This is a genomic window from Bacteroidota bacterium (assembly GCA_016718825.1).
Taxonomy (GTDB): domain Bacteria; phylum Bacteroidota; class Bacteroidia; order J057; family JADKCL01; genus JADKCL01.
Window position 1 is genome coordinate 96,130 of the sequence record JADKCL010000013.1, and the last position, 26,306, is coordinate 122,435.

18 protein-coding genes and 1 pseudogene are annotated in these 26,306 nt (G+C 51.4%); 11 read left to right on the forward strand and 8 right to left on the reverse strand.

The window, feature by feature from the left end; genetic code table 11:
- Window positions 1-34: 34 nt before the first annotated feature.
- From IPN95_16315 to IPN95_16325, 3 genes are read right to left on the reverse strand one after another with little or no spacing between them, the layout of a single operon-like run.
- The gene (locus tag IPN95_16315) at window positions 35-190 is read right to left on the reverse strand and encodes a hypothetical protein (GenBank protein ID MBK9450936.1); all 156 of its coding nucleotides are present in this window, start codon (window positions 188-190) and stop codon (window positions 35-37) included.
- Window positions 174-419 carry a hypothetical protein gene (locus IPN95_16320; protein ID MBK9450937.1) on the reverse strand — a complete coding sequence of 82 codons (246 nt, stop codon included), beginning with the start codon at window positions 417-419 and terminating at the stop codon, window positions 174-176. Before IPN95_16320 ends, IPN95_16315 begins: the two co-directional genes overlap by 17 nt.
- Window positions 420-438: 19 nt before the next feature.
- Window positions 439-576, reverse strand: a complete 138-nt coding sequence (locus IPN95_16325; protein MBK9450938.1) for a hypothetical protein — start codon at window positions 574-576, stop codon at window positions 439-441.
- 179 nt (window positions 577-755) lie between these two features.
- Between IPN95_16325 and sucD the strand changes: the two are divergent.
- The 9 genes and pseudogenes from sucD to IPN95_16370 all read left to right on the forward strand — a co-directional run bounded on the left by sucD (window position 756) and on the right by IPN95_16370 (window position 18,631).
- A pseudogene (gene sucD / locus IPN95_16330) lies at window positions 756-1,651 on the forward strand (succinate--CoA ligase subunit alpha).
- A 300-nt stretch (window positions 1,652-1,951) separates the two neighbouring features.
- Complete coding sequence (locus tag IPN95_16335; protein ID MBK9450939.1) at window positions 1,952-2,926, forward strand: hypothetical protein; 975 nt, start codon at window positions 1,952-1,954, stop codon at window positions 2,924-2,926.
- Window positions 2,871-4,538, forward strand: coding sequence for a hypothetical protein (locus IPN95_16340; protein ID MBK9450940.1), 1,668 nt, complete (start codon window positions 2,871-2,873; stop codon window positions 4,536-4,538). The genes IPN95_16335 and IPN95_16340 overlap by 56 nt, the downstream gene beginning before the upstream one ends.
- Window positions 4,539-4,592: 54 nt before the next feature.
- Window positions 4,593-5,282: a hypothetical protein gene (locus tag IPN95_16345; GenBank protein ID MBK9450941.1), complete on the forward strand. Its 690-nt coding sequence runs from the start codon at window positions 4,593-4,595 to the stop codon at window positions 5,280-5,282.
- Window positions 5,276-8,002: a hypothetical protein gene (locus tag IPN95_16350; protein MBK9450942.1), complete on the forward strand. Its 2,727-nt coding sequence runs from the start codon at window positions 5,276-5,278 to the stop codon at window positions 8,000-8,002. Before IPN95_16345 ends, IPN95_16350 begins: the two co-directional genes overlap by 7 nt.
- A 4-nt stretch (window positions 8,003-8,006) precedes the next feature.
- Window positions 8,007-11,234 (forward strand): hypothetical protein, encoded by a 3,228-nt coding sequence (locus tag IPN95_16355; protein ID MBK9450943.1) that lies wholly within the window; start codon window positions 8,007-8,009, stop codon window positions 11,232-11,234.
- A gap of 79 nt (window positions 11,235-11,313) precedes the next feature.
- Window positions 11,314-12,105 (forward strand): hypothetical protein, encoded by a 792-nt coding sequence (locus IPN95_16360; protein MBK9450944.1) that lies wholly within the window; start codon window positions 11,314-11,316, stop codon window positions 12,103-12,105.
- On the forward strand, window positions 12,071-16,864 hold the full coding sequence (locus IPN95_16365; GenBank protein MBK9450945.1) for a hypothetical protein: 4,794 nt from the start codon (window positions 12,071-12,073) through the stop codon (window positions 16,862-16,864). Before IPN95_16360 ends, IPN95_16365 begins: the two co-directional genes overlap by 35 nt.
- Before the next feature lie 21 nt (window positions 16,865-16,885).
- Complete coding sequence (locus IPN95_16370; protein ID MBK9450946.1) at window positions 16,886-18,631, forward strand: hypothetical protein; 1,746 nt, start codon at window positions 16,886-16,888, stop codon at window positions 18,629-18,631.
- Window positions 18,632-18,642: 11 nt separating this feature from the next.
- Here IPN95_16370 and IPN95_16375 read toward each other — a convergent pair whose 3' ends face one another.
- The 5 genes from IPN95_16375 to IPN95_16395 all read right to left on the reverse strand — a co-directional run bounded on the left by IPN95_16375 (window position 18,643) and on the right by IPN95_16395 (window position 24,591).
- The gene (locus IPN95_16375; protein MBK9450947.1) at window positions 18,643-19,737 is read right to left on the reverse strand and encodes a BamA/TamA family outer membrane protein; all 1,095 of its coding nucleotides are present in this window, start codon (window positions 19,735-19,737) and stop codon (window positions 18,643-18,645) included.
- Between the two features lie 58 nt (window positions 19,738-19,795).
- Window positions 19,796-19,960, reverse strand: a complete 165-nt coding sequence (locus tag IPN95_16380; protein MBK9450948.1) for a hypothetical protein — start codon at window positions 19,958-19,960, stop codon at window positions 19,796-19,798.
- Between the two features lie 83 nt (window positions 19,961-20,043).
- Window positions 20,044-21,123, reverse strand: coding sequence for a hypothetical protein (locus tag IPN95_16385; GenBank protein MBK9450949.1), 1,080 nt, complete (start codon window positions 21,121-21,123; stop codon window positions 20,044-20,046).
- A 6-nt stretch (window positions 21,124-21,129) separates the two neighbouring features.
- The gene (locus tag IPN95_16390; GenBank protein ID MBK9450950.1) at window positions 21,130-23,898 is read right to left on the reverse strand and encodes a ferritin-like protein; all 2,769 of its coding nucleotides are present in this window, start codon (window positions 23,896-23,898) and stop codon (window positions 21,130-21,132) included.
- 39 nt (window positions 23,899-23,937) lie between these two features.
- Window positions 23,938-24,591, reverse strand: a complete 654-nt coding sequence (locus tag IPN95_16395) for a TVP38/TMEM64 family protein (GenBank protein MBK9450951.1) — start codon at window positions 24,589-24,591, stop codon at window positions 23,938-23,940.
- Between the two features lie 215 nt (window positions 24,592-24,806).
- Here IPN95_16395 and IPN95_16400 point away from each other — a divergent pair, with 215 nt between their 5' ends.
- Both IPN95_16400 and IPN95_16405 read left to right on the forward strand, forming a co-directional pair.
- The gene (locus IPN95_16400; protein MBK9450952.1) at window positions 24,807-25,403 is read left to right on the forward strand and encodes a TetR/AcrR family transcriptional regulator; all 597 of its coding nucleotides are present in this window, start codon (window positions 24,807-24,809) and stop codon (window positions 25,401-25,403) included.
- 70 nt (window positions 25,404-25,473) lie between these two features.
- Window positions 25,474-25,971: an acyl-CoA thioesterase gene (locus IPN95_16405; protein ID MBK9450953.1), complete on the forward strand. Its 498-nt coding sequence runs from the start codon at window positions 25,474-25,476 to the stop codon at window positions 25,969-25,971.
- The last annotated feature ends 335 nt before the right edge of the window (window positions 25,972-26,306 follow it).

Consider the following 26,306-nt stretch of genomic DNA (forward strand, 5'->3'; position numbering starts at 1 on the left):
ACAGCAATCCGCCAAAAACTCAAGCCATTGAAGCTCAGGAGGTCGCCAATCGGATCGCTCCAGAAACGCTTCCCGGTTCCAGCATCGCAAAGATCTTGGATCCTAAAATGCCTGCCACAAAAGCGATCGTGACCACGGTTCCCAAGTAGAAAGAAGGTCCAGCGTCCACGGTTTCAAACTTGACCTCCAAGTCCTTCTTTCTTGAATTCCATGTATTTCCAGGCCCGCCACCCAGGCGCAACAAGCCAGTGAGCCAGAAGCCCTTTCAACGACATCAATGCGCCTTCGGTATCGTTGTTGAAAAATTCGCGGTCACTGAAGTAAAGGCCGAGTTTGTAGCCTGCGATGCCTAAATCAGCGCATGGATGATCACTTCGCGCATCGTGATCGGCCCCTGGGTCTGCACTTTCCTTGCGCAACTTGTATTGACCAAGCCCTTCACCGTTTCAAGTCGGCGCGCAAAGGGAATGAAGGCCGCAACAAATGCCAATGCCAGAAAAAGCCAAAGGTCTTGGCAGGCAGCACCATGTCGGTGCCAAGCATGTAATTGATGAGGTCGCTGAGCCTTGGAAACATGTCTCGGGGTGTTGATGCAGAAGCTAAAGCGGCAAAGTAACGAAAAACCAAGCAATGGAAACGGAGCTTTACTTTCTTGAATTCGCCTGCTTTTGACGGCAAATCCTCCAAAATTATTTTCCTTGCTTGAAATAATTGATAATTTAGCCCCCTCTTAGGATTGATCCAATACGGAAAACATGAGTATTCTTGTTAATAAAAACTCTCGGATCGTCGTGCAAAGGCTTTACCGGTAAGGAAGGTAGCTTTCACGCGAGCCAGATGATCGAGTATGGTACCAACGTGGTCGGCGGTATCACTCCCGGCAAAGGCGGCGAAAAGCATTTGGACCGTCCGGTGTTCAACACCATGCAGGACGCGGTCGATGCGACCCAAGCCAATGTCTCCATCATCTTTGTTCCTCAAGATTTGCCGCTGACGCGATCATGGAAGCTACAGATGCCGGCGTCGAATTGATCATCACGATCACCGAAGGCATCCCGACACGCGACATGATCTATGTCAAAAAAGTACATCGATGATCGTGGTGTGCGCATGATCGGCCCTAACTGCCCTGGTGTCATCACACCCGGCGAATGCAAAGTCGGCATCATGCCAGGCTTCATTCACCGCCCAGGCACGATCGGTATCATCAGCCGTTCAGGTACATTGACCTACGAGGCAGTGGACCAAGTCACCAAGCAAGGCCTCGGTCAAAGCACCTCCGTCGGCATCGGCGGGGGACCCGATCATCGGTTCGCCCCACATCGACATCATCAAGCTGTTCATGGCCGATCCCGATACGGAAGGCATCATCATGATCGGCGAAATCGGTGGCACCAACGAGGAACTTGCTGCCGAATGGATCAAGCACAACGCAACAAAGCCTGTGGTTGGCTTCATCGCCAGCCAAACAGCGCCTCCCGGACGTCGCATGGGCCACGCCGGTGCGATCATCAGCGGTGGCAAAGGCACGGCGAAGGCGAAAATGGAAGCCATGCAAGATGCAGGCATCCACGTCGTCGAGTCACCTGCCAACATCGGCGTGACGATGGCCAATGCCCTCGCAGAATGGAAAAAGAAAGCTGTCGTCTGAGCAGCAAGTTTAGAAGCATAAGAAAACGGCGATCTGGAAACGGGTCGCCGTTTTTTGTTGCGCCTAGGGATATCCTGATTTGGGGGGCAGTTGCTTTGCACGATCAACTTGTATTTTAGTTCCCACAATTCATTATCCCAAATTGCCGCGATCTTGGATTTTCGGAAAACCGTTTCTATCTTGGATTTTTAAAATCGCCCCAAGTTGAAATTTTTGTTGTCACCTTATCGGAGTTATCCGCTTTGGGACAGCTATGTTCAGCCGCAGGCATTGGATAAGGTCTAAATTGATCGAAAGCAGATGGCGGTAACCGACATGTATTGGAATGGTGGCTCAGTTGTCGATGAGCACCTGCTTTGGGGGCAATCCTCACCGACAACGCTTTTGTCGCGAATTGCTGTGACAGATAGTGTAACTGGAGCTGAATGGCTATCGGCGTATCTTGCAGGGGCGGGCGTTGGTACAGGTGCGTCCGTCGTTTTTAAACCGTCTTTTGATGCAGCCTTGGCTGCAGGAACATACACTGGATTCGGTATTTCTGTGAATCAATCAAATGGTGGTGTTTCGACAACTGCCAAGCCCGGCGGTCACGTTCCCAATAATTTTTCCATACAGATCGTTTTGACCGAAGGCGCGAATACATTCAAATTGTATTTCCGTTTTCATCTGCATTCACATGTCACACATGCATGGTTGTCGCCTTCTCCATTTAAGGTGCCAATCGGTTGCAGGGAAATTAAAATGGCTGTTTTTGCTGAATTTGATGATTTGACAATCGCGGATATATCTGACTCATCCAACATTGTTTGGGCAGGATCCACACCAGGCAAAATCGGCGGAGCAGATGGTTATTTTACACTTGCTGCCGGAGATGCAGGGACCACTTTGACCGTGACTGCAACCTTGCCTCCTACATTTCATGGCGTAGGTGCGTCCACCAAAACTGCGACAGGTACTGCGCACCCTTATGTGCTTCCGAGCAAAGCCAAGTTGGTTGCCGGGAGTGCTGGATATGCCCGGCGCAATCAAGTTCCCAATTTTTTGTTTCTGGCGGATGGTTTTCTGGCAGAAGATGAGGGCAAATTTGACAGCATCATTGACACATTTGTGACGAGTCTGCGACAGGAGATGAAGCTTCGGCCCTTCAACCTTCTTGCCAGCCACATGAACTTTTGGAAAGTTTTTGTTCCGTCTTCAAGCCGAGGACTTTCGGTTCGATATGAAGTTAAGAAAGCCACTGGAGCGATGGTGGTTGGTGCTGGCGGATGGATTTGACTTGGTGAATGACAGCCCTGCCGTGGTTGGTGACCTTGTCGGCGGGGCTTGGGTTATGATCAGTTCTTGTTTCATTTTTGGGTTGCCGATCCCATCGCAGGCAATGATGAGCGACGCAGATATTATTACTTTTTTGAAGGCGATTTCTCCAATCCCGGATTCCTTGTTTCCTTCTATTCCTAGCACTTTTATTCCGTTTTGGAAGAGTTATGGTGATCGGATTTCGCCAAGTCTCAAAGACAATTTTTTGGGATTTGCGCACGGTCGTCCACTGCACATCAAAGCCAATGGGGATGCCGATGTATTTGACATGTCGCCAGGAAGAATGGCGCGCGATAAAGGGCTCAATGACTTCTTGCTTACATTGCAATATGAAGATCCAAATCTAGCGCTCAATCCGTTGGGTGCGATTTGGGACTTTACGGAAGGTCCCGGCGGCGTACGCCTTGGAAAGGACTATGACAACGTCGTGGTTTTGCTTTGCTCGGACGGTGGTAGAGCGGTCAATTCGCTCGGAAACTTGGTCTCCAGGGTGACGGAACATAGCCTTCAGCAGTTGACTTTAGATCCCGACACCGTTGCTACCACGGGATTTGCAGGAGGTAGGGCAATGAAGTGGCGGGATTTGCCAGCGGATGTGATTCCGCGAGAGCTGGCGTTCATGTCGGGCAAAACCACGTTGCTTCACGAAATTTGTCATTCATTGGGTCTGGATGATGAATATGGCGAGTCCGGCCAAACTGCTGGGTCGCCATATTTGAATACCAACGACACTGTTGTACCGATGAGTGAGCAGGAACGTCACTTTTCGAATGTACAACTGCGCTCTGATCTGCTAACAGCGGGTGTGCTGGACGCTGAAAGGATCAAGTGGCGTTGGCATCGAATCGAAAAGTCAGGAATTGTAAACGGCGCGATTGCACAGGTGGGAGCCCAGTATTTCATCGTCTTGGGTGCTGGCGAAGGAGCCCAATTCTCTCCCGGAGACAAGGTGTTTTTGCGGCGCAGGGTATTGGGAGAATCTTTGTTCGACGATGTGGACCCGATGAGAATGGCGCTTCCAAGATTTCCTACCGTTACCCGAAGTCCAGTATTGGTCGTCGAAATCAAGAACGACAACGGTGTTGCAGTCCGTGTTGAGAACACCGTGCTTTTGAACGGGCGTGACCTGACAGTCGATTTTCCTTCGGGGTCGGTTTTGTATAAGCCATTACCGATTCGGTCCGTTGATCCGAACGCGGTTGGCGCTCCCTTCCTTGAATTGATCGCTCCCAATGTCATGAGTTTGATGAAAACCACGAAATTGCCGCTTCACGAGGTCGGTGCTGCGGCCTTTGACGATGCTGCCGACCAAAATCCCGACTTGGGAAGCATAAGTCTGCCATTTTGCAACAAAAAGGCAAAGAATGTAGTCGGATTGTATGCTGGCGGAAGACTCTATCACCATGGAATCTACCACCCTGCAGGTCACTGCATGATGCGTGACAACCATCAAATCGCGGAGCTTTGTTCTGTCTGTCAGTACATTATTACGGATTTTATCAACCCTTCGCTACATCCTCAGGTAGATGCTTATATCGAGGAATACTACCCGATGAAGCCAACCACCTAATCCTTCCCGAGTTCCTTAAGTCTCCGTTATCGTCATTTACTGCAGAAATCACCCATGCCCCAAGGAACATTTGAAATCGTTGCAAGAGAGCTGATCGAAGCCCTTAAGCCGCTCGAGAAATATACCTCGAGTCCCGAGGAATTCTCGGCATTTATCTATCGTTTGGGTTGGGGCGTGACAAATGTCCCGCCTGAATACCTTGATTTGGCTGCTGCCGTGGTGCAGCTTGCGGGAGACGTAGAAGACCTTGTCGATGATCCCCAAATCGGAGAGGTGATGACGCTTATTGGCCACGTAAAGGATGTCTATGTTCAGATTCAGGACCTGAGTCAGGCGCCTACAGGCGTTCCTGCCCCAGAAATCGGAGACTTTCTTGCCGAAATTACCGAACGGCTTTTTGAAATGCTTTTGGTCGATTACCTCGCCAACCGTGCATCCAAGGCATTCAATATCTTGCAGCTGTTCAATGTCATCAAGCAGGAGCATATTCCCGCCGATGGCAATCGTCCGTCGTTCATGCGAACCATAATCGATTGGGCAGAAATTCCCAAGATTTTTGCCGAACCCGACAAGCTACCAGAAAAAGTCTTTGGATGGGGGACGGGGGAACTCAAGCTCGACAAATTTGTAAGCCTCCTCGCCGAGCTCGCCCATGCCATTCATGCGCCGGTTTCAATCCGGGAAGTCGCGGAAAACATAGCTGAAGGGTTCAAATTGGAGATTCGAGGCCAAGATACGTGCTGAGAATTCCTATTTTCTCGCTGAATATCGCTGGTACCATGCAGGATATCGGCGTGGAAATCCTGGAATTGCCAGCCGCGCCGGGGAAATTGCCTGGATTTATCATTCAGCCGATTTTGCCTTCGGAAATCGGGGCCGAATTGCGACTTCGTGAAGATATCAAGCTCCTCATTCGCGCATCCAGCAACATCAACCGTTTGTTTGGCATTACGGTCAGACCCGGAGAAATTGATGTAAAGTATCCGATGTCAGGTGCAGATACCTTGCCTGAAGTCGGGTTTGGAATCGGCTTTTCATTTACACCCAGCACACCCGCCATCATCTTCGGCTCACCCAACAGCGTCAGGCTCCAACTCAAGGGTGCCACGGTCAGCCTCGATCTGAGATTCACCGTCGGCGAACCAGAAATCATCCTCAAAGCCGCCCTCGATGAACTCGCGCTCGTCATCGCAGCAAGCGATGGCTTCCTCGCGACCTTACTCGGTAGCGGCGAAAAGAAGCTCGATTTCTCCCTCGGCATCGAATGGAGCAACAAAAACGGCATCAAATTCACGGGCGGCGGCGGTTTTGAGATTGCAACCCATCCACACTTGCAACTCGGTCCCGTCACCATCGAGGATCTGCTCATCCGTTTGCTCGGAAAAGTCTCTCCCGTGCCAGGCATCAGTTTGGAGGTCGGCGCGAATATCAAAGGCGAACTCGGGCCGCTCAAGGCCACCGTCCAAAACATCGGCATTACCCTCACCGCCAGCTTTCAAGGAGGAAATGCTGGGCCATTTGGGTTAAATGTCGGGTTCAAGCCACCTTCAGGCGTGGGCCTCGCAATCGACGCCGGCGGATTCAAAGGCGGCGGCTTCCTGAGCCTCGACTACGAAAAAGGCGAATACATCGGCGCGCTGGAGCTGGAATTTAAGGAGCTCTTTTCCCTCAAAGCAGTCGGCATCATCAATACCAAGATGCCCGACGGTAGCAGCGGATTCTCCCTGTTGATTTTGATCACGGCTGAATTTACGCCTATTCAACTGGGCTTTGGCTTCACTTTGAATGGCGTCGGCGGGCTTTTGGGTCTCAACCGTACGGTCAATGTGGATGTCTTGCGGGCAGGGGTGAAGACCAATGCGATCAAGCACATCCTTTTTCCGGAAAATGTCGTTGCCAATATCAATCAGATCATCAGCGATCTCAAAGCGATCTTCCCGCCCCAAGAGGGGCGCTTTCTGATTGGACCCATGGCCGAAATCGGCTGGGCTTCCTTTATCAAGGTCCAATTGGGCATTATTTTGGAGATTCCAGTGCCACGCTTCATTATTTTGGGCGTGATCAAGGCATTTTTGCCAACGGAGGACGAAGCGCTGCTGAAAATTCAGGTGAATTTCCTCGGTGTGCTGGACTTCGAAAACAAGTATATTTCGTTTGATGCCAGTCTGTATGACTCGCGCCTGCTCGTGTTTACGCTCACAGGAGATATGGCATTCCGACTTTCATGGGGCGACAATTCGGTCTTCATCTTGAGCGTCGGCGGATTCCACCCGGCATTTCAGGAGGCGCCTGCCGATTTGCGCAACATGACCCGCTTGGGAATCAGCCTACTCAGTGGCGAAAATCCCCGCATTACGATTCAGTGCTATTTTGCTGTGACGAGCAATACCGTGCAATTTGGTGCCCGCGCCGAATTGTATGCCGAGGCCTGCGGATTTAACGTCTATGGCTACCTAGGATTTGACGCACTGTTTCAATTCAGTCCATTCTACTTTATCATCACGTTTGATGCCGGATTTGCCTTGCGCAAAGGCTCCTCCGTCATTTGCGGAATCGCCGTACGCGGTTCGCTCTCAGGGCCTACACCTTGGGATGTCAAAGGCGATGCAAGCATTACCATCCTGTTTTTTGAGATTTCAATCGGCTTTCACGTCACATGGGGCGATCCTCCCGGCTCTGCTGACAAGCCCAAAGAAGACCTGATCGAGCGTCTCAAGGCCGAAATCGCAGAAAACAGTAACTGGAAAGCCGAATTGCCTGCCAACAGTTCGATGCATGTCACACTCAAGAAGATCACGTTGACCGAAGACAAGGCTGATCGTTTGATTGTGCATCCCTTTGGCGAGCTGAGTTTTAGTGAACGGTTGGTGCCACTCGGCATCAAAATCGACAAATTCGGTTCCAAGGTGCCCAAAGATGTCGACAAGTTTACCATCAAACCTTCGGGTAGTGATGTGAATGCCGTCACGCTCAAAGAGCAATTTGCGCCCGAGCAATTTTTCTCCATCAGCGACTCGGAAAAGCTCTCTCGTCCGTCGTTTGAGTCCATGGAAAGTGGGTTCAAGATCAAAGGGAATTCAGCGGTTGTCATGCCGATTGGTGTGACCAAAAGCGTGGATTATGAAATCAGCTATTTGCGCAAAAAGAAGTTTTCCATCGTATTCGCCGGGATTTACAAATTGGCAAAAGGACTTTTCCAACGATCAATGCGCGCGTCAGCCGTTTTTCAATCCAGCATGAGTAAGCAGCGCAACAAGGTGAGTGCCATCAATGCGGAGCCGGTCAAGGTGGTGCAGCCAGAATATGCCATCGCCAACATGTCTGATTTGAAATTGCATGGAGTTGATTTGCAAGTAGGTAGCTATGCCGAAGCGAATGCAAAACTCCAAGAACTCGTGGCCCAAGATCCGGCCTTGAAGAAGAAAATTCAAATTGTAGGGACCCACGAACTCAACAGAAACTGAAACTATGAGCATCGAAATCGCAAGGTATCAATTCCATCCATGGTCCCGCAAAGGCATTTCTGCGGGCATTTCGGAGGTCGATGATTTGGGCGCGGGCATTACATTGAACAAAGAACGGGCCGAGGTGCCGGTGCCCTTGATTCTCAATGAAATCGCTCTCAACAAAAATTTCGCGTTGATCGGTCCCGGCGACGTCGTCGGCGTGAAGCGCGACATGATCATTCGGCACGAGCCGCTCAATTGGATTACGGATTTTGAGGCCAACTACTTGGCATTCATCGAGTTTTATGACGAAGATTTTGTCTGGCGCTATACGCCGGCCTCGCCCTCAGGTGACAAATTGCGCCCATGGTTGCAGCTCTTGGTGTTGAAGGAAGACGAATTTGAACGAACAGACCGGAAGATTCCGTTGCCCGTCATCCAAAACATCAACAAAGATGCCTTTCCGCCCGCTTCCGAAACATGGATGTGGGCCCACGTTCATAGCAACGCTGACATTCCTGACAGCGAACTCAACGACTATGAAAAGTTCCTGCTTTCCTTGAACAAGGTTGTGAACGATGATCCCGATCAGGTGTATTGCAGGTTGATGAGCCCGAGAAAGTTGGAGGCCAATACCGCCTACTGTGCTTTTTTGGTGCCTGCATTCGAGACAGGACGTTTGGCAGGGTTGGAACAGCCGACCGAAAACACCGTTGCACAATTGCCCTCTTGGGATTTAAATGGTGCACGTGGAGAAATGCCCGTTTACTTCGAATGGTTTTTCCGGACGGGGCAAAACATGGATTTCGAAGCCTTGGTCAAAGCACTGGAGCCCATTGCCTTGGATCCACGTGTGGGTATTCGCGACATGGACTGCTCGCGCCCCGGTTTTGTGCAACGCGACAATGCGCTCGCTGAGATACCGGGAACCGATCCGCAGATCATCGGTCTTGAAGGAGCGCTCAAATCGCCTTCGACGGTCAGCACCGTGTTTCCGAAGCCGGGGGGTGACAATGGTTTCCAAACCGAACTCCAAAAGATCATCAACTTGCAATTTGAGGTCATTGGGGAGGATACTTCGGGGGATCCAATTATCTCCGTGCCACTCTATGGCGCCAATCATGCCAAACGCAAAAAAGAGAATGTCGTCAAGCTCGACGTGACCTCTGATTGGTGGATTCAGGATCTCAACCGTGATCCCCGCACGCGGGTTCCGGCTGGCTTTGGCACCCTCGTCGTGCAGAAAAATCAAGAAAATTATATGCGCAAGGCTTGGGAAGACGTCGATGCCGTCATCGAAGCCAACAAACAGCTCAAACTCGCGCAGTTCCACATGAATATTGCGCAAAAACATGCGCTGAAGAGTTTCCAGCCGTTGGCTCAAAATGTCTTGCTTGGGATCAGCAAACCACTGATGCCCAAGGTGATGGGGAGTCCGACTACCTTGCATTATCAGTTGGAGGAAAGTTCCTTGCCGGCTGCAATGTATTCATCCGCATTCCGGAGTATGATGCGCCCCAAAGGTCGGTTGGCGCAACGCCTCGGTGGTAGCAAGGCAATAGATTATCCAAAACTTGTTGATGCCGTCAACTCGGGCCGGATTAGTGCCGGAAGTCCTAAAGTTGCGCCCGCTGGCATCCCGACCATCGACCAATTCGCTACGCAAATTGCACCCAAGGCCATTCCAAAATGGTTGGCGTGGTTCATGAAAAATGCGCTTTGGTTCCTCTTGGGATTATTGGTTTTGCTGATCATTCTAGCCCTGATATTCAAGTTATACCCCGTTTTTGCAGGAATCGCGATTTTTGTCCTATTCGGCTTTTTATTGGTCGCTAAACGGAACAAGGATCGAAAGTCGGCCACGACGGCATCGGAGACCCTCGCCGATCCCGAAAAGGCATTGGAAAGTTTTGCCTCCATTCCGCAGCAGCCGAAATTCACTTTGGTGTTGAGCGATGAGGCAAGTACACCTCCCGCAACAGCAACAACTGCTGGCAAAGACAGCGTTGAAGGCGCAAATTACCGTCTTGCCCTAGGGGATTTCTTGAAACGTGTGGCGCCAAAACAGCCCGAAATCAAGCGCGTTCCTTTCAACGTGCTCAATGCTTATCAGAAGATGACCAATGCGATCAATCCGCAGGTGTCATTTCCGCTGTATTTGAAGTCCTTCCTCTTTTTTCCCGCATATTTGGACATTTTTAAGCCTGACAAGTTGTATCCGGCGATGCAGTATCCTGATTTTGAGGAGCCGATGTACAAGAAGTTGTTGGACATTTCAGAGGAATTTTTGCTGCCGAATCTCAAATTGATTCCCAACAATTGCATTTCGCTGCTCAAGACCAATCAGAAATTCATCGAATCCTATATGGTCGGCCTCAACCACGAAATGGGCCGCGAATTGCTTTGGCGTGAATATCCGACGGATCAACGCGGAAGTTATTTTCGACAATTTTGGGATGTCAGCGGCTTGATCAAAACCCCTGAGCCTGGCAAAACCGCGGCTCAAATCGCCGAGGAAAGCAAAGACATTCGGCCCATTCACCTTTGGGACTGGAATGAGAAAATGACCAAGTACTTTGACACCAAGCTCGGTCGCCACAACAACCGCGATGCCGAAGGCGACGCCGAACAGACGGTTTTGGTAATTCGTGGGGACCTGCTTCGCAGATATCCGCGCACGGTCATTTTCGCTCAAAAAGCACTTGCAGGCACGGGTGAGGGCCACCGAGAAATTGACTTGGATTTGACTGCTGATGAATTTGAGACGATGGTGAAATTTCCACTCTACAGGGCAGAAATCAATCCTGACATCAAGCTGTTTGGGTTTGATTTGACGATTGAGCAGTGCAAAGGCACTGCACCAAGTCCTGGTTTCAGCGATACATTCGGATGGTTTTTTGTCATTCAGGAAGTGCCGGGAGAGCCAAGATTTGGCATGGACATCACGTTTGACCAAGGCAGTGATGGCTTGAGTTGGGACGATTTGGCATGGACGCAATTGCCCGAAACCACACGGTTTATTACGAAAACGGCAGTGCCTTCGATCGGATTGCCAGCTCCTGAAAAGGCCAAGTGGGCATCGGACAGCGCCAACATGGCCTCCATTCTGCTTCAAAAGCCTGTCATGGTTGCGGTGCACGCCAAGGAGATGTTGGAGAATCTGAATGACACCCGCATGCCCTTCGGCGGCCTGTTGTCTCCCATTGTTATAGGTGGCGGTATTCCTATCACCCCTCCTGGCAATAACTAATTTTTAGCTTTTTCAGCAATGGCGAAACCAGATTCGCCATAGGAAACTAGAATCAAAATCACTCAGCATCACCAAGATTATGGTTGACAGAGTACAGAAAATCAATTCGATACAAGAGCTGCGCAATGCGCGAAGTCTGGCTGATCAAGCTGCCTACGATGCAGGCTTGCGACTTTTGGCAGCGCAGTCACAGCGACGCAAAACCATCATTGGCGAATCCGGCGCCGCAGCAGACCAAGCCGCCTTGGTTGAAATCAAGGCCAAGATTGCGCATTTGGAGCAAGTTTTGTTGGAATTGGGGCAGCAGATTGCGGCCCTCAATGCCGTAACAACAAAGCTGACGGAAGAGCAGAATCTGCGGACATTCCTGCAAAAGCGACTTCAGACCCTGCTGGATCTCATCGTGAGTTTGCAGACCTTGATCGCCACAGAAAAGGCCCGCACCATTCCCAACAAGGAAACGCTCGACGGGCTCAACAATCAATTGGGTGAGGCGCAGTTGCTGCTTGTAGAATTGCAAGGCTCCCTCGCCACGATCAATCAAAAAATCGATCAGTTGCAGGCCGCGCATGCACAGGCAATTGCCTCCAAGCAAGGATTGGAGGCGCAGGCACAGGCCACACGCAATGAAGTCGCCCAATTGGAGCAGGCTTTGCACGGAAGTCAGCAAGTCGCAAGTCAAGGTCCCAACGTTTCTGAGCAGGAAATCAAGGTTTTGCAGTCCCGCTACGATCGCCTCAAAGGCATGCGCGGCAATACCGCCGAGCAACTGCATATCGCCATTCAGGACCTTTATCTCGACCAATACCAAATACCGCACGACTACCTTTGCGGATTTGCATCCACGTCCACTGGTAGAGGATCTGTCTGACAATATTCCCTTTTTGATGCTTCCCTTGCGCATTGAAACGCGGTTCATGGAGGGTGGTAAAGGCAAAGAACTCTGGGTACGTGCTTATCCAGACGATATCGCGGTTCATACGCATGAAAAAACGCTCACGAGTGCCGAAGTGATTCAGGGCCGCATCTACTGGAAAGCGTTGTTTGGGGCGATTAAGGCAGGAGGAGCTGGTGCAGAAGATTCGAAAAAAGCGGCTTGGAAGGTCATGGTTGATCGGTTTGGCGCAGCGCGATGTGCTTGGATTGCCAATGAAACCAAACCGCTCAATTGGACGGAGGATTTTACTGGGAAACCGAATGCCGATGATTTGAAATTCCCGGAAATGGATTTGGACAAGCCCAATTCCTGGAGTCGCGCACCGCGCACACATATGTTGCCCGATAAGCTTGTCGTGATGCTATATGAAGGCACCAAAATGGTCAAGGAAGTCGTCGGCAGGCCGATTCCCGACGAATTGTTCCTCGGACCTGACCCGTTGGAAGCTGATGGCGGATTTGTGACGGAAGACAACAAATTGCTTTACGGTGACAGCTTTAACTGGACATCCAATTTTGAAAAGGCTGTCGCGCAAGGAATGGGTTTTCGGATTCCGATCACGAATCTGCAAGCAACGCAAGGCTTTGACAAGGTGCTTGTGATGGGCCTTTTGCTTTCGGCGGATGAAACGCAAAGCCAAAAGCAGGTCGAGGAATTGATTGACAATCACCATTATGCAGCCAAAGGATTCAGCCTCGTAGGTCAAGGTACGCCGACCAACAATACCGATGAGGCCATGGCTGGCTTTTCATCTGCCGACCCTTTTGCCAGCATCAGCTACTTTGTCGAAACCGGGCAACCCTTGTTTGATCCCGATTTGCTGCGCAATCCCGATTGTGATGGAAAGCTGCTTGCTGATGCCTTGGGAATCGACTATGCACCGCTGCAATACGTTGCAAATGCAGAGAAACGTGATGTCAGGGAAGCCGTGGACATGAATGCCGCTTTGTATGCGGGCACGTTGGGCTACTATTTCAAGGGCATGCTCAACAAAGTAGTGCGGACTGCGACTTTGGACCAATTGCGCGACTTTTTTGTCGAACACGTGACTGGGAGAGGCCCTTTACCTGCCATTCGGGTTGGGGAAACAGCCGTATGGTGTTTTGCTGACGAGCGATTTCAGCCAATGGAGCTTCCCCAGACCACAAAACCAACCCCTTCAACCGCATTTCAGGAAAATTTGTTCCAAATCATCCGCTATTACCATGGCGTTTGGGAAGGTTTGCTACCTAAAGTCAGTTATGTTGGTAAGCCCAATGCCGCCGTTGATGAAGTTTTGATGAATGTCATGGGCCTGCATCCTGGCTCCGTCGAATTTTATCAACGTATTGCCTACAGTACAGATTACCTTCAGAATCTCAGCAACTTTCAATTTGGCGGAAAGTACTACGAGGACATGAAGAAGAGCTTCACCTCAAAGGCCAATCTCCTCAATTTCTTTCAGGATCAGGGCCTTGATGTTGGCAACGTTCCGGGTGGATGGACGATTCCGCAGCTTCTACGGCTTGTATTTCAACATTATCATAGCACCCTCGATGCGGCCAATCTTGTAGAGGCATTCCCGCTTTCAGAAAAGAGAGGTTTGCACCGGATGCATACCACCGGCAATGACCAACGCAATTACATCCAATGGCTAGCCGAAGTCGATTCGGTGGACGACCTCGAAACGCATGGAACAAGGGTGACGCGGCAATCCCATCCGACGTCGTTGCTTTACCTGATGATGCGGCGTTCGTTGTTGCTGCAACTCCATGACACCACCGTTCGTTGGTTTGCCAAAGGTGATATTTCCTTGGAAGACACCCTTTTGCCGCGCAATTTCCACAATGTGCGTGCCGATGGCGACCTCAGCCGCTGGGAAGTGTTGCGCGGCAACGTTGGCATTGCGCAGCCCAACCACGTCCAACAAGCCAAACCAGCTGCCGAATTGCTGTTGACCAATTTTTTGGATCCGGAGGAGTCTCAATTCCTCAGCGAAATGCGTACTGCAATGGGGAAGCTTGCCGGTGTTGACACAGCAAGTCTGGAACGGCTTTTCACGGACCATTTGGATACTTGTACCTACCGACTCGATGCCTGGGAAACAGGATTGTTTGACCATCGACTCAAGCAAATGCGCGGTACGGTGCCGGGTGCGAATGGTCGCCAAAAGGGGTTGTACCTTGGTGCTTTTGGCTGGGTTGAGAATCTGAAGCCATCGGCAAAACAAAAAGTCGTTGCGGATGCCGTTCACCAGAAGTTGCAGCCCAAACACGGTGCTTCTCTCGTGGAATACAGCGACAACGGTGGATTTGTGCATGCACCTTCCTTGGCACAGGCGTCTGCAGCGGCTGTGTTGAGGGCAGGCTATATGAGTCACGCCACGCCTGCCGAACCGGAAACGATGGCGGTCAATCTCAGTTCTGACCGGGTGCGACGCGCCCTCTTCATTTTGCAAGGCATCCGCAATGGGCAACGTTTGGAGGCTCTACTCGGCTATCAGTTTGAACGAGGCCTGCACGACCGCGCATCCGCTGATGATGGACCGAAGGAACTCAATGCCTATATCTACGATTTCAGGGATGCCTACCCGATTTCAAGCCACTTGCTGATGCAACAAGGCTCCAACGTGGCGGTCGATCAAATCCCTGCCAATGAGGTCGTCAATGGAGTTTTGTTGGCGGATAAAACGGGCGGATTTCCATTTGGTGCCAAAGGGAATGTGCTGTCGGCAAGCGCCGCCGCAAAGGCAGCGATCGTTGCCGAGCATGATCTGCTTGCAGATACCCTCGACGCCGTCAAGGATTTGATGCTCAGCGAAACGGTCTATCAGCTCGTACAGGGCAACTTCGAGCGCACTTCTGCCCTTGTCAATGCTTTGAAGGATTCCAAGATTCCACCGGAAATTGACATCATCAATACGCCGCGCGGAACGCAATTCGCCTTCACGAACCGCGTCACCATCCACTTTGAAAACTTGGATCCGGCCCTCGATAGCAGCAATCCTTGGTTGCCGGTGCCCATGAGTCCACGTGCCAACATGGAACCCGGCCTCAACAAATGGCTCGGAACCCTACTCGGCGACCCCAAACAGATTTGGATCAAAGCCACGGCGATGGATGCCAAAGGCAATGTCGGCTTGGAATCGCTTCTCAGTTTGGATCAGTTGCGTGTGCAACCACTTGATTTGCTGTATATTCTGAATGAGGAATTGAATACCGGCGCCGATCAATCCAGCGGGGAGAGCCGTACTGCAGCCTCCGAATTGGAAAGCCGCTACGCCTTTTTGTTCCGCAATTTGAATGGACTTGGAGACGACCAAAAGATTCAACTGCAATTTCTGGAGCCTGCCGCAAGCCGCACTTTGGGCAGTTTGTTGCCGATGCTGCGTATGCTCAAAGGCATGATCACGGATGCGCGGGCCGTTAATGCGGAAGATTACAGTCCACCTTCCAAGGTGAGCCTCGGAGATCCCAACAACAGGAAAGGCTATGCCAAAGATCAATTGGCGACCAAGGCCCAAGGTGCCATCGTTCTAGCTACCACATTGCTTTCAGAAATCAACGCATTGGCGATCCAAGCCGAAATCGTGGACAAAAACGGCCTGTCGACCACGTACTTTAATTTGGGAGATATTTTTGAGGGGCTGAATGAGGCCAAATTGGATTTCGGGCGCATCACGTGGACCTTTGACTTGGCCAACGCCGTTGCCTTGCAACAATTGTTGATTGCCGCTGCCAATTTGGGCCTCAAGGAGGCGTGGCCTCAAGTCTCCGGCGCCGGACTTGATCCGCAGAAGCTTTCCCTGCTCAATCTCGGAATGGCAGTGGCAGCGCATTTGGCGCGTGCCATCCAACGTGCGACGCAATTGAAAAGCGCCGCGAATGCAGCCACGACCGTCGATGCAGCCGTCAGCGGTCTGGTCGATGCGATTAGAGCCATTCATGGCGATGCATTCGTGGTGATTCCGCAGTTTTTCTTCGCCAACGAAGCCGATATTCTCAGTTCCCACAATGACCGGCCGCAGTTGTTGAAATTTGCTCGGAATACCCTGAAAATGGACTTTCCCGCAGATGAATGGATGCAAACCGTGGCGCAAGTCCGGCCTAAATTGCGTCGTTGGGAGTACATTCGTTTGCTCCATGAAACGGAAATGGGGGGCACATTGGAGCTCAATCCAGTTCAATTGCCTTACCGCGCCCTCGACAATTGGCTCGCTGTCGAATTTCCCGCGATGGACGAAACCGACCCGACAAAGCCATTCACGATCATGCACGATACGATTGCAGCGACCATTCACGGAGCGGCGGCATTCCAGCCCGGAGCCCGTCAGTCGGGCCTTTTGATCGACGATTGGACGGAAATGATTCCGGTGGAGGAAGAATTGACGGGAATTTCCTTCCACTACAATCAGCCAAATGCGACCCCACCGCAGACGCTCCTACTTGCCGTGCCGCCTGTGATGACTGGAAACTGGTCTTGGGATGCCCTCGTAGGTATCCTAAACGATACCCTTCACCGTGCAAAGCTGCGTGCTGTCGAACCGGCGTTGCTCGATGCGCATGCAAAGGGCCCTGAAACGGGGATTCTGCTTCCAGCGATTTTGTCTGAATTTACCGAGTTTGACTTGGACATTTCACTGGATATGCGGACCAACCTCAGCTACTTTGCAAATCTGATTCCGATGCAAATCATTTCACTCAACAACGGTTGAACACGTTTTATTTGATTCGTTATGCCGATTCCTTCCAACGCTAAAAAGTTCGCCATCAAGGCTTTTCGCAAGCCTTCGATCACGGGTTACAACCGCCTAGAGCCTTCTCCGCGCTCTGCTGATTTTGAACGAAGTCTGCAAGCCGAGATTCGGGATCCCCTGTGGATGCTCACCCGCCAATGGCAATTTGGTGAATTTCAAGGTGAAGATGCCGCTTCTCCAGTGACAGCGCAGATTTTGGCCGATCATGTGGCTATCAACCGCGTGCATTTCCCCGGAAACAAGCAATTTTCGTACGATCCATCTATTCCGCTAGAAACCAAGGTGGAGCGCGAATCCGTGCCTGCAAGTCTTTTTCATGCCGTGCAATTGGGCCGCCATTTTCTGAAATTGATGCGTGCCAATGGTCTCGAGGGCCATTTGGGATTGTTAATTGCCAAGTTTCCATTTTCCTATGCCATCGATCCCAATGACACCGAGGGCCTTCAGCTTAAACGTGCAGTGGAAGGGAAATTGTTTGACGGCAGATCCGTTGAGAATGCAATTCGCACGATTTCGGGTCCTGGGAACGATTTGGGGGTTTGGTTGGCGAGCCAAGCTGTCAGTTTAGGCGACTTGACTAAATTTCAAACGATTGCGGATGCATTCATTGCTTGGATTAACCGCAGTTTCAGTCAGCCCGATTCCGCTGCCGATTCCGCATGGTTGCCTAGTCAGTTGGAATACCAATTTAAGGTTTCGGCTCAAGAAAATGGACGCGACCTGTTGACCCTGAACGCCGAACAATACCAAGAAGGCCATTTGGATTGGTATTCATTCGACTTGACGCAGATTGCAAATATCAAAGGGACGGAGTCAGCACAGGTCAGCCAAAGCCTGACTTCCTTCATTCCGGCACCGATTTCCTTCAAGGGAATGCCCTATTCGCGGTATTGGATGATGGGGGACAGCCAAGTTGATTTCGGGAAAATCGACACTTCGGCTACGGGGTTGTTGCACCTGCTTCTAGCCGAATTCGGGTTGGTGTATTCCAACGATTGGTTCATGTTGCCTTATCCGTTGAAGACCAATACGGCCTGCGAAATTCAAGGAATGGTGCTCACGGACGTATTTGGGCAGCATATTCTGATTCGCCCTGCTGGCCGTGGATCCGAATCCAATTGGCATCGCTGGTCCATGTTCCGGCAGACCGATCGCACGGGAGGAGCGGCCAATCACAATCTCTTTTACCTTGCGCCTGCGATCACGAAAGCCCTGGAAGGCGAACCACTTGAACAGGTCAATTTCTTGCGTGACGAAATGGCCAATTTGGTCTGGGGAGTGGAAACCCGCGTGCCTTCGCAAGCGGGCATCGGCGTCAGTGGCAACGAAATTGCCCGTAAGAAGGACGAACCCGCGCCATTTGCCCCTGTTGGAGAGGCTAAGATCCGCTATTTGCTCGGAACGACTGTGCCCGAGAATTGGATTCCGTTCATTCCCGTGCATATGAATGGCAGCGACACGGAAATCCAATTGCAACGTGCCAAAATGCCCAATTCAAAGGGGCCGATGGGTCGTTTGTTGCAAGAAGTTCCTGCACCGTATTACATTCAGGAAGAGGAAGTTCCACGTTCGGGTGTGATTGTGGAACGCAGTTGGCAACGTGCACGTTGGTTGCGGGGAGCATCCTACCTTTGGATTGGCAGGTACAAGGAGGCAGGAAAAGGCGAAGGCTGGAGCAACCTGAAGTTTGACCAATTGGAAGACATTCCAGAAAAATCTGAATAGAATTCCCCCCTTTAAAACGCCTCCCCAAAAGCCACATAAAACCCGGTCGTGCCATTGCCCACGGCAAAGTCTAGCCGCAGGTTCACATTGTCTTTTTTGTCCATGAGGAAGCGGAGGCCGCCGCCGGTGGTGAATTTGAAGACTTCCATTTGGTACGGGTTGTTCCAATTCCAGACCTCGCCGGCACCTACAAAAGCGGTTAATCCAAATCGCCAGAAAAGGGGCATGCGGTATTCGGCTTGGAAGGCGAGCAGGTTTTGGTCGCGGTAACGGCCTTGGTAGTAGCCGCGCATTTCGCGGTCGCTGCCGACCAATCCGAGGAGCCGCAAGGGCGGTGTTCCGGTTTGGAGTAGGGTATAGCATTGAACGGCAAGTACATGGCGCGGGAAGGGGCGCAGATACTTGCGCAGATCCACCTCCGTGCGCGTGAAACCAAATTCGCTACCGACAAACCTGCCAAACCCCAACGAACTCAGAGAGAGGTAGATACCCTTTTTGGGATTCAGCGGATTGTCGCGTGTATCCAAGGAAAATGCGGGTCCGATACCCATCGAAAAGCCGCCATCATAGCCCGGAGGTTGTAGGGTTTCGATCGATCCTCCCGAATCAGGCACGACTTTGAAGACATTTTGCATTTTCAGGCGCATGCCCAGGTACATGTTGTTGCGAATACTTCGTAGCCCCCGAGCCTCCACCTCAAGCCGCGTCATGTCCACGCGCTCGACAGCTGTCTTGGGCATCGCCGCCCCGATTCCCCAATAATTCTCCGGAAACTTGCGAAAACCCACCAATCCGTCGAATGCCAGCTTGTTTTTGCGGGTAAACAGGTTCCATCCGACCTCCGTGATCAGCTGTTTGTTGAGCGTATAGCTGACCTCCGCCTTGGCACTCGACAACCTTGTGAGCGAATCATCCTGCCAGAATCGGAGCGTAAACAAGGCCACGGCCCCAAAATACAGCCGCGTTTCGGGGGCGAATCCAATCGTCGGAACAGGCAGCACCCCGATTTTGCGCACTTTTTTTGCAGGCACCGCAAGCGAGTCCGTCTGTGCGGCCGCAGACATGGACAACAGGATCAGCAGCAGGAAGGAAATGCTTCGAATCATACAGCAAGATAACACGCTTGCCGCAGCAAAACCACGGCAAGCGTTTCATCATTCGAATTTACATCTGCTCATAATTGACCTTGAACTTGGGCCCGGCATTCAAACCGTCGTTCAAGCCCGTTGGCGTTTGCATCAGCTCGACGGCCTGCAATCCCATGCTATACATGGCGCCGATGGCGGCTCGAGGTATATTCGCTGTCTTCTGCGGGGGATGAGTGCGCATGATGTTACTTCGCCCCGCGCTTGAATCACTTGGTTTGTAGGCGCTCATGTTCAAACACCTTCTTGGCTATGAAGTATTGATTATTAGTTGAAAATGTTAAAGGTAATGTAAATCGCCAAGTCTTTTGGCTCGATCTTCAGGCGATGGTGCAGTTTTTGATTCACTGTATCGACGTGCGAATAATGCCCATAACTGCTTGCCCATCCTAGGCAATAGTCGATCCTTGGTGCATCTGGAAATAAAGGATTCGCTTTGTCATCAAACTTGGTGCTCATATATTCACAAACATAATGCTCTTCAAAAGGGGCGCCTTCGTAGAAATCGCCATTGTCATCCTCCATTTCTGCAAATCGAAAGCGATCTTTGTTAAAGATGTCGCCTTTAATGATGAAGTAGTCATTCCAAATGGGCCACGGTCTGCGAGGCTCCAACGAATTGGCCGGATAGTAGGCTTGCAAAAGCGTATAAACGGTATCAAAAAGCGCCCAAACAAAATTACTATCGGGGGAAAATTTGGGATGGTTGGTGTCCAACAAATGGGGATCCAAAATCGGATCTTCAAAGAACAGTTTAGCTATTGTTAGGTTCAGCCCAAGCTGCCCTTCCGGAAATTCATAGGGTGGGTACTTCGAGAACTCATATACAATTGCTAAGTGAGGAATGGAATCATTTGTTTCTTTGCGGACATAGATCTCATATTTATATTGATTGCTGAAGTTGGCGTATCCACCATACTCGCTGGTATAATTCTTTAAAGTGTCGGCAGCCTCAAATGCTGTTTGATTAAAGGCCTTGGCGATGTGTCCAAGCACCAAATCGATGCGCCTGCTTCCGAGGCTGTCCTCAAAAGCTTGTACCTCTTTTGTCGACCGACATGAAACGCATAGTGGGATTTTGAGTTCTGAAAGGCTTTTGAAACGTTGCGTACTTTCCAACGTTTCGATTTTGGGAGTCTGCTTGCATGCAAAAAACATGCTGGTAATCGCTGCCATTATCGGCCAAAGGATGGTGTTGAATGCTTTCCAAATGATAGTCAAGCCTGCAAATGGCCTCTCGGTCATCTTTTTAGCTTTCCCCATTTGATTATGTTTCCAAGAAATGCTTCGAATCATACCCCAAGATAACACGCTTGCCGCAGCAAAACCACGGCAAGCGTTTCTCATTCGAATTTACATCTGCTCATAATTGACCTTGAACTTGGGCCCGGCATTCAAACCGTCGTTCAAGCCCGTTGGCGTTTGCATCAGCTCGACGGCCTGCAATCCCATGCTGTACATGGCGCCGATGGAGGCCCGCAGATTCGTTGGATTCCCATTGAAGGTCTCATGGAGCGACAACAGCAAGGCCTGATAACTCTCCGCAAACATCTGCGAAAGCAATGCCGCGCGCGAACCTTCGGGATAAGCCACCAAACTCGGATTGTCGATCATCGGGTACACGCCTGCCGGATCGAAGGGGATCTGCGGACCTGAATAAGCCCAGCCGCCGGTCGGCGTTTGGATCAGTTGCCGACCTTCCACGATCTCCGAATACTTATAATAGTGAGCCAATTCGCCATCGCCATCCATCGGATCCTTGGCATCTGTTCCTTCGCCTTGGTCCTTGATTTCGTCAATGGCATTCAACGCATCCTGCAGGCTGTTGATGACATAGAGCTTGCCGAGGCCGCTCCATTCGCTCACCTGCTTGTCGGCATTCCCGAATGTAATTTGGCCGGAATCGCTCAAATTGGTCAGCGCAGCCTTGATTTGGTCGTAGAACCAGCCAATCGTGTATTCGGCATATTCCATGTTGGGGCTGTTGCTCAAGGCATTGGCCCGCATTTTGGCATCGAGGTTGGGGTCCATACGGCGCATCCGTTGCAGCAACAACTCCTCCGGCATCTCGATTTGCATGAAACAATCCCGAATCTGCTCGATCGAACACCGTTTGAGGTTCACCGTGAGGCCATTGCGCAATCCGCCGGGCAATCCGCCCGGATAGGTCGGAATGAATCCCGGTTGCCCGATCGACGGACTTCCGCCAATCGAGATCAAGATGTTGCAGGCCAATGACATGTGCAGCATTTCCTCGATCACGACCCCGCGAATGAGGCTCGCAACCTCTGTATTCTGCCCGGGAATAATGCTGTACATGGCCGTGAGATAAGGCGGAATGGTCGAATGCTCCAATTCGATGGCCGTTTGCAGGGCCTGCATCAACTGCGGTACCGAATCCAGATTCATATAAGCCGGATTGTCCAGCCATCTAAGCAGCATTTCGCGTTTGGGCTTGCTCAGGTCGCGCGTGACGGGCATGTAATTCGGATCGGATTCGGGGGTGCTGAAGACATTCTTGAGAATGCTCCGGTGTTTCATCACAGAGCCGTAATTTCCCAAGTCCACAATCCGTTTCATGACCGGATAGAGGTCGGCATATTGCTGGAAAATGGGCTGGACATCTTCGATCCAGGTGGGTTGATCCGGAATCGCATAGCCGCTGAAAACCAGCAGATTCAGGATTTGGCTTGGGTTTTGGATGGCACCAACTGCGGGAGCGACCGGCCCCAATTGATAGGCCACGCCATAAACCTGCCCGTCGATGTACCCGCGCGGATTTCCGGGATTTGTGGCTTGGATTGAAATGGTGGCGATGCCGTTGGAGAGCGTCTTGACCTGGAACCCGCCTTTGGGATTGGTCAAAGCGCCGGGGAACGTCACGGCCGACGTCGGAATGCCAGCGGGTGGTCCCGCAAGCGGACCTTGCGTTTGCTGACCGACCATGTTGGAGCTGTCCATTTGGAATGAAATCGTGGCATTGGGCATCGGTTTTCCAAATTTGGTCGCGTAGAGCGTGGCCATGTTGGTTTCCGTCGGATTAAAGCGGAATACAAACTGGTCAGCGCGCACATATTGCCCGTTGGCCGATTCGGAAGCGAATGCCGTATTGCCGCCGCTACCCGGCTGCACCAAACTGAGCGGCTGATTGCCGACAAGCGTTTTGTTTGCTGGGGTCAGTGGAAAACTCACAATGCCCGCTGTTCGGCCATACCAATCGTTTCCAGCGTAGGGGACGGTCCCGAGGAAAACGGTGTTTCCTGCACTGTCTTCGGTCGCAAGCATCAGATTTCCAAAAGATTGCAAAGGTCCGCCCGCACTTGTCGTGGGAAGGCTATTGCCGAGATCCAAGTGAAGAAAATTGTTCTGCACGGTCGCATACGCCGTATTTAGCCCGGGTGATGTGCCTGGTGTCGCAAAAATCGTGCGCCCTGAGACAAATTGCCTTGGCTCGGCGGCTTGTTGCGCCCCAATAGCGCCCGTCACGCGTCCGAATGTGAAATCCACCTGCGTATTGTCATCTACGTAGCCATCGACATTGAACTTGATGCTCAATTCGTTGCCTGTTCCCGTGGCTGTCTGCAATTCCTGCAAATAGCGCGAACTGGGCGCGCCGGTGATTCCCTTTTTGAGTTGGATCACGCTCTGGTAATACGCTCCGAAAAACGAATCCGGCGAGCCTTTGGGATAGCGGACCCAGATGTCTCCGAAGGAGGCTACGGCATAGTCGCCGCCAAATCCGATCTCTGAGCTTTTGGCGCCGAGATAGACCTGAAAGCCCCAAATAGCGGAAACCATCTGCTGCTCAGGATCCAAATCGACCAATTTGCCTTCGACACGGTCCACCACGCTGTTGATGGGCATTCCGACGACGGGATCCAGATTCGGATCGTCGCAAACCGAACCGTCGAGGTATTCGACTTGCGTCACGACACAGTCCTTGAAGCGCCATGCGCCGGTTCCCTTCGGATTCCACCAGCCGTTGCTCGCCCCTTGCCCAAATTCGTCGTAGTTGGGTTGGAAACGCGCTGTATTGAAGTGCTCCGGATCATTGTTGACCGTTGAGGGATCCGCTTGGAATTTTCCCGAGAAGATCAGTCTTGGAAACTGCAAATAACTCATTGCTTTAAACTATTGAAGTTGGAATAATTGGTAAATCAATCAATTGGAAACGGAGGAGGTCCTGCGCTTCGAATGCAAAATCAACCGGCCGATGCCCCAAACTGCCGTTGCCAGCAGCATTACGGCGAGAAATGCATAGAGGCCGCTGTTCAGATCGACGGCATAAGCGCCCGCGACGGCATAGAGGACGGCTGCAGGGATCAGGCCGAGGATAGTGCCCGGAATCAACTGTTTGCGGGGCATTCCTGAAATGCCGGCAATGATGCTGATCGCTTCGGCGAGGATCGGAATCGGGCGTGAAACAATCAATGCGATCAAACCATGCTTCTGGAAAAAGGTCCGTGCGCGGTCCAAGGCCATTTCGCCCATCCAGCGTTTGCCCGCACTTTCCCCTTTTGTACCGATCCAATGGCCCGTCAAGGTGGCACCCAATCCGCCAAGAATGGAAAGCAGGCTACCTAGAAATACCCCAAAAAGGACGCCATTGACGAACATGATGATGCTCGAGGGTACCGGTGCCACGACATCAGCCACGAGCAAGCCGATTCCTGCCAAGGCGGCCACCCATTTTTCCTGTGCCATCCAGAAATCAGGGCTTTCCTCCAAAAACGGTAAATGCAGGGCCTGGACCACGAAAAAAAGCAGCAGCATCGCGCCCAGCAATACCAGCGTGAACACCCAAAAGCGTCTCATAGTTGATTTTCAAAGTTGGAGCAACCCGCAAAGTAGGCCCTGCGATGCTAATTCAAGTATAATTGATTGCTATGAACAATCCAAATGTTGCCATTCGGTGGCTAGATGGTTGGGCGGGTAGCGATCAGTTCCAAATGAAGGCTGGTTGAGCAACGGAAAAAAAAGTTTGATCGACCCATTGTACTTTCAGACCGAACGGTCTTAGCTTTGCATTCATGGAAGCGAAAGCCGACCGCACGCGGCGGATCATCATCGAGAAGGCAAGCAGCCTGTTTAACCGAAAAGGTTATCACGGCACTTCCATGAGTGACATCCTCAAAGCAACAGGATTGGCCAAGGGAGGCGTCTATGGGCACTTTTCCGGGAAAGAGGAGATTGCTGCCGAGGCCTTTGAGCACGCCTTTTACAAGGTGATGGATGAATTGGCGATCCGGATCAAAAGCAGTGAAACGGCATTGGGGAAGCTCGAAGCCATTCTTGATTTCTATGCCCTTTTCCTTTCCGCCCCGCCCGTGGACGGCGGCTGTCCGATTCTGAATCAGTCCGGCTACGCCTTGGACGACGTGCCGGCGATGGCCAAACTCGTTTCCCGCGCGACGCGTACGATGCTCGATGCACTCGTCCGTATCCTCGAAAAAGGCCAAAAATATGGCCAAATCAAAGCAGAAATAGAGGCTGAAGCCTACGCAGAAATTATTTACAGCAGGATCGAAGGTGCCTTGGCACTTGCAAAGGCGACGCGTGACGAGGTGCGGCTGCACCGGTTGCTCGAAGCTTTGCGGCAAGACATGCGCCGAGACCTGACCGCATAAAATTTTTTACACAAAAATAGACCGATCGGTCTAAATAATAGAAAAGGAGAAAAATATGTTATACGGAACGATGCAACTTCCAAAAGTCCTCCAAAGTGAGGCCATTGTTCGGTTTCAGGATTGCGATCCCTTCAACCACCTGAACAATGCCCGTTACATCGACTACTTCCTCAATGCCCGCGAAGATCAGTTGCTCAAGCACTATGGCCTCGACATCTACGGTCATGCGATGACGACGGGCGCCGGTTGGGTCGTGGGCCGCAATCAGATTGCCTATTTCAAGCCCGCCAAGCTCATGGAGCAGGTGGTCATCGAAACGCAGCTGATTCGTTTTGGCAACAGGGACATCACGGTCGAAATGCGCATGTTGGACGCAGAAAAGACACAGATCAAGGCCTTTATGTGGGCAAATTTCATTCACTTCCGTGTTGCGTCGGGCAAATCCGAGGTGCATTCGGAGCAGCTGATGAACATGTTTGGCGAAGTGCATGCTCCGATGGAGGCAACAACATTCGATGAACGGTTTATGCAGTTGGTCGGTGGGAGCTCCAAGGCTTCGCGGGGCTGATTTGCGATACCACAGAAAAAATTCCCCGCAGCGTGGGCTTTACCTACGCTTGCGGGGATTTTTGCTGACTGTTGACTGATGTATTTTAGTCCGAGGCTTTCAGGGCAAACTCGGATGGACTGGGTGGGAAGGGAACTGGAGTTTCAGTTTGAGTTCGAGGCGGAAGTTCGATGGGCTGATCGCCGCCGAACAAGTTGGTGCTCAATTGGGGTGATTTTTGAGTCGTCTTTTTTGTGAACGGCTTCACTTTCAATCTTGATTTTCCTTCATTTCAAGGATCGTGAACGAGTTCTCTCTCATTCTCAATACTTAAAAATACGTTGGGCCTTTGACAT

What these genes read in the sequence shown, in the direction of transcription:
- IPN95_16380 (MBK9450948.1), bottom strand. Translation starts at nt 19,960, where the DNA reads ATGCGCACTCATCCCCCGCAGAAGACAGCGAATATACCTCGAGCCGCC.
- IPN95_16340 (MBK9450940.1), top strand. Translation starts at nt 2,871, where the DNA reads ATGAAGTTAAGAAAGCCACTGGAGCGATGGTGGTTGGTGCTGGCGGAT.
- IPN95_16390 (MBK9450950.1), bottom strand. Translation starts at nt 23,898, where the DNA reads ATGAGTTATTTGCAGTTTCCAAGACTGATCTTCTCGGGAAAATTCCAA.
- IPN95_16355 (MBK9450943.1), top strand. Translation starts at nt 8,007, where the DNA reads ATGAGCATCGAAATCGCAAGGTATCAATTCCATCCATGGTCCCGCAAA.
- IPN95_16360 (MBK9450944.1), top strand. Translation starts at nt 11,314, where the DNA reads ATGGTTGACAGAGTACAGAAAATCAATTCGATACAAGAGCTGCGCAAT.
- IPN95_16395 (MBK9450951.1), bottom strand. Translation starts at nt 24,591, where the DNA reads ATGAGACGCTTTTGGGTGTTCACGCTGGTATTGCTGGGCGCGATGCTG.
- IPN95_16345 (MBK9450941.1), top strand. Translation starts at nt 4,593, where the DNA reads ATGCCCCAAGGAACATTTGAAATCGTTGCAAGAGAGCTGATCGAAGCC.
- IPN95_16405 (MBK9450953.1), top strand. Translation starts at nt 25,474, where the DNA reads ATGCAACTTCCAAAAGTCCTCCAAAGTGAGGCCATTGTTCGGTTTCAG.
- IPN95_16325 (MBK9450938.1), bottom strand. Translation starts at nt 576, where the DNA reads ATGTTTCCAAGGCTCAGCGACCTCATCAATTACATGCTTGGCACCGAC.
- IPN95_16370 (MBK9450946.1), top strand. Translation starts at nt 16,886, where the DNA reads ATGCCGATTCCTTCCAACGCTAAAAAGTTCGCCATCAAGGCTTTTCGC.
- IPN95_16385 (MBK9450949.1), bottom strand. Translation starts at nt 21,123, where the DNA reads ATGAGAAACGCTTGCCGTGGTTTTGCTGCGGCAAGCGTGTTATCTTGG.
- IPN95_16335 (MBK9450939.1), top strand. Translation starts at nt 1,952, where the DNA reads ATGGCGGTAACCGACATGTATTGGAATGGTGGCTCAGTTGTCGATGAG.
- IPN95_16375 (MBK9450947.1), bottom strand. Translation starts at nt 19,737, where the DNA reads ATGATTCGAAGCATTTCCTTCCTGCTGCTGATCCTGTTGTCCATGTCT.
- IPN95_16400 (MBK9450952.1), top strand. Translation starts at nt 24,807, where the DNA reads ATGGAAGCGAAAGCCGACCGCACGCGGCGGATCATCATCGAGAAGGCA.